2 protein-coding genes are annotated in these 4,172 nt (G+C 68.9%); one reads left to right on the forward strand and one right to left on the reverse strand.

The genetic code is table 11. From position 1 onward, the window contains the following. On the forward strand, window positions 1-2,100 hold a 2,100-nt coding region (locus HC022_RS20360; RefSeq protein ID WP_167453634.1), incomplete at its 5' end, for a PAS-domain containing protein. A gap of 116 nt (window positions 2,101-2,216) precedes the next feature. On the opposite strand, the gene HC022_RS20365 is transcribed toward HC022_RS20360, so the two are convergent. After that, window positions 2,217-3,752 (reverse strand): helicase HerA-like domain-containing protein, encoded by a 1,536-nt coding sequence (locus HC022_RS20365; protein WP_167453635.1) that lies wholly within the window; start codon window positions 3,750-3,752, stop codon window positions 2,217-2,219. Window positions 3,753-4,172: the final 420 nt, after the last annotated feature.

A 4,172-nucleotide genomic window follows, 5' to 3' on the forward strand; every position in this document is an offset into this window, starting at 1 on the left:
GCCCAGTTCGAACGCGCCGCCCTGCTCGAGAAGCGGGTGCGCGAGCGAACGCTCGAGCTTGAGCGCACGCTGAACCTGCTGCACGAGTCCAACGCCCAGCTTGCGCGGGCCAATGACGAGACCGAGGCCGCCCGCCGCAACCTCGCCGACGCCATCGAGACGGTCTCCGAGGGCTTTGCTCTGTTCGACGGCAACGATCTTCTGGTGATGTGCAACTCGCGCTTCTGCCGCGATTTCCGCGACACCGTGCGCGACCTGCGCCCCGGGCTGTCCTTCGAGGACTACGTCGACCGGGTGAGCCGCTCGCGCTACCTGTCGCTGCCCGAAGGCACCAGCGCCGAGGCCTGGGCCCGCGACCGGATGCGCAAGCACAACGACCGCCGCGTGCTCTTCAACGTGCGCCACGGACAGGACCGGTGGCTGCAGGTCTCCGAGCATCGCACCGCCAACAGCGGCACGGTGATCCTGCAGACCGACGTCACCGACATCATCCGGCTCGAGCGGCAGGAACGGCTGAAGCTGAAGGACAAGCAGACGCGGATGATCCGCGCCACGCTCGACCATCTCGACCAGGGCGTCTGCATCTTCGACGAGACCGCCCGGCTGGTGGCGTGGAACGAGAAGATCGGCACGCTGCTGAACCTGCCCGCGCGGCGTCTGCATCTGGGCGCCTCCTTCGAGGGGCTGAACGGGCTGCTGGAGCCTGAATTCCATTTCGCCAGCGACGGTGCCCGCGAGGGCTTTCGCCATTGGGCGGAACAGTCCGGGCGGCGCGGGCCGATCAGCTTCGAGCTGACCCGCGACGTGGGCACGGTGCTGCAGGTCTTCGGGCGCGGCATGCCCGACGGCGGCTTCCTGTTCTCCTGCACCGACGTCACCGCCGAGCGCGAGGCGGCGCGGCGGCTGACCGAGGTCAACGAGATGCTCGAGCAGCGGGTGATGGAACGCACGCTCGAGCTCGAGGATGCGCTGTCGGCGGCGGAACGGGCCAATGCCTCGAAGTCACGCTTCGTTGCCGCGGCGAGCCACGACCTGCTGCAGCCGCTGTCCGCCGCCAAGCTCTTCATCTCCTCGCTCGCGGACCGGATGGGCAACGACGGCGACCGGGCGGTGCTGGGCAAGGCGGAGTCGGCGCTGACCTCGGCCGAGCAGCTGATCGATGCGCTGCTCGACATCTCGAAGCTCGAGTCCGATGCGCTGAAGTTCGACATCCGGCCCGTCGCGCTGCGCGAGATCATCGGGCCCCTCCGCGACGAGATGGAGGTGCTCGCGGCGCGCAAGGGCCTGAAGCTCCGGATGATCGACAGCGGGCTCACTGTCGAGAGCGACCCGTCCTACCTGCGCCGGGTGGTGCAGAACCTCGTCGCCAACGCCATCCGCTACACCGACGCAGGCCGCGTCGTCGTGGGGATCCGGCGCCGTGGCGGCGCTGCCCGGATCGAGGTCTGGGACACCGGCCCCGGCATCGCCGAGGAGGACCAGTCGACCATCTTCGAGGAGTTCAAGCGGCTTGACACCCGCGCCTCGAGCAACGACGGGCTGGGGCTCGGGCTTGCCATCGTCGAGCGAGCCTGCGCCCGGCTCGGGCACCCGCTGGGGCTCTGGTCCGAGCCCGGGCGCGGCTCGTGCTTCATGGTGAGCCTGCCGGTGGTCGGCGGCGCCGTGCCGTCGCGGCCCACGGTCGCCGGGCCTGCGCGTCCGAGCGGGCTGGCGCAGGCGGGGCTGATCGTGCTGCTGGTCGAGAACGACCCGCAGCTGCGTCGCGCCATTACCGTGCTCATGGAGAGCTGGGGCGTCAACGTGATCGAGGCCGAGGACGCGGCCAGCGCACTCGACCTGCTGCAGGATCTCGAGATCACCCCGGACGCGCTGTTGCTCGATTACCAGCTGGGCGCGGGCATGACCGGCACACAGCTCTTCGGCGAGATCACCACGCGGCTCGGCCGCCTGCCCTGCGCCATCGTTTCGGCCGACCGCTCGGAGGCGCTGCGCGAAGCCTGCGCGGCGTTGCAGATCGAGCTCTTGGCCAAGCCCGTGGACCGGCATCGGCTGGGGCGGTTCTTCGACGCGGTGGTGCGGGGGACGCTGGCGGCGGAGTGAGCGGGCTTGGGCGCGGACCCCGGGGGCGAGCCTGGTGGCCGGTGTTGCCGGGGGCGCTGCCCCCGTCCGCTGACGCGGACTCCCCCGGAGTTTGTCGGGCAAGATGAAGGGGCGGCTCAGCGCGCCTTGAAGAGGCTGCCGAGGATGCCCCGGACAAGGCGTTTTCCGGTGGTGCCGGAGAGCTCCTTCAGCACCGCCTGCCCCAGCGCCTCGCCCACGGATTGCGGCGCACCGTAGCGGGTCCGGCGACTGCGGGGTGTTTCGCGACGCGGGCTCGGTTCGTAGCGGCGGGCGTGGCTGTGTTCGCGGTCCGGCTCCACAGGCGTCCGCTCGGTGCTTTCCGCGGCTTCGGCAGCGGCGGTGGCGCGCGCCTTCAGCATCTCGTATGCGGAGTGGCGGTCGATGGCGGTGTCGTATTTGCCGGCGAGCGGCGAGGCGGCGAGGGCGTCCTTGCGCTCGGCCGCGGTGATGGGACCCAGCTGCGACGAGGGTGGCCGGATCAGCGTGCGCTGGACGATGCCCGGCACGCCCTTCTTCTGCAGCATCGAGGTCACCGCCTCGCCGGTGCCGACCTCGCGGATCGCAGTCTCGGTGTCGAAGGCGGGGTTCGGGCGGTAGGTCTCGGCCGCCTGCCGGAGCGCCTTCCTGTCGCGCGCGGTGAAGGCGCGCAGCGCGTGCTGCACCCGGTTGCCGAGCTGGCCGAGGATGTCCCCGGGGATGTCGTCGGGATCCTGCGTGACGAAATAGACCCCTACGCCCTTGGAGCGGATCAGCCGCGCCACCTGCTCGACCTTGTCGACCAGTGCCTTGGGGGCGTCGTCGAAGAGCAGGTGGGCCTCGTCGAAGAAGAACACGAGCTTGGGCTTTTCGGGGTCGCCGACCTCTGGCAGGTCCTCGAAGAGCTCGGAGAGCAGCCAGAGCAGGAAGGTCGCGTAGAGCCGGGGTGCGCCCATGAGCCGGTCGGCGGCGAGGATGTTGACCTGCCCGCGCCCGTCGTTGCCGGTGCGCATCAGGTCGGCAAGCTCGAGCGCGGGCTCGCCGAAGAGCTGCGTGCCGCCCTGGTTCTCGAGCACCAGCAGGCGGCGCTGGATCGCACCCACCGAGGCGGTGGAGATATTGCCGTAGCGCAGCGACAGCTCCTCGCGGTTCTCGCCCACCCAGACCAGCAGCGCCTGCAGGTCCTTGAGGTCGAGAAGCGGCAGCCCCTGCTCGTCGGAGAGCCGGAAGGCGATGTTGAGCACCCCTTCCTGCGCCTCGGTAAGTTCGAGCAGGCGGCCGAGCAGCAGCGGACCCATCTCGGCCACGGTGGTGCGCACCGGGTGCCCCTGCGCGCCGAAGAGATCCCAGAACACCGCCGGAAAGGCCTGGTAGGTGAAATCGTCGAAGCCGATCCGGGCGTTGCGCTCCATGAAGGGCGCGTGCAGCTTCGCGGTCTCGGAACCCGGCCGCGCCAGCCCCGCGAGATCGCCCTTCACATCCGACAGGAAGACCGGCACGCCCGCGGCCGAGAAGCCCTCGGCCAGGATCTGCAGCGTCACCGTCTTGCCGGTGCCGGTGGCCCCGGCCACCAGCCCGTGGCGGTTCGCGTAATTCAGCGCCAGGTATTGCTTTTCCGCGTAGCCGGCTCCGCCCAAAAAAACGCCGTTCTCCATGGATCCTCTCCGGCCACCCACCGCAGCAAGAATACATTCTTAACCATTTGATGCCAGTGTCGTTTTTGCTCGAGGCATCATGTCCTCTCCTGCTTCGGGCAGACTTCCTCCCTGTCAGACTGGCCGCGCCCTCACGGGTGCGGCCTTTTTCGGCATCGTGATCGCGAGCTTGTGAGAAACCCTGTTGACCGTTGCAAAAGAGTTTCGTAGCGTTCGCCCAATGACAAAGTCGGCCGGTCCGGCAGGGAGCAAGGGGGAAGGGGCCGTTTGGTCCCTTTTCTCTTTTGTTCGAGCGGGGTTGCAGCTTTCCGCCGCCCTATCCCCCGCGTCCTTTTACGGCCTGACACCGCTCTGCGGACATGCTAACCGGGCCGGGAAGCGACACCAGAGTTTAGGAGTTTCCATGACCAGATCGCGAAA

Source organism: Salipiger sp. HF18, from assembly GCF_011806505.1.
GTDB lineage: Bacteria > Pseudomonadota > Alphaproteobacteria > Rhodobacterales > Rhodobacteraceae > Salipiger > Salipiger thiooxidans.

Bases quoted from the DNA above. Each gene is read 5' to 3' on its own strand.
- HC022_RS20365 (WP_167453635.1), bottom strand. From the start codon at position 3,752: ATGGAGAACGGCGTTTTTTTGGGCGGAGCCGGCTACGCGGAAAAGCAA.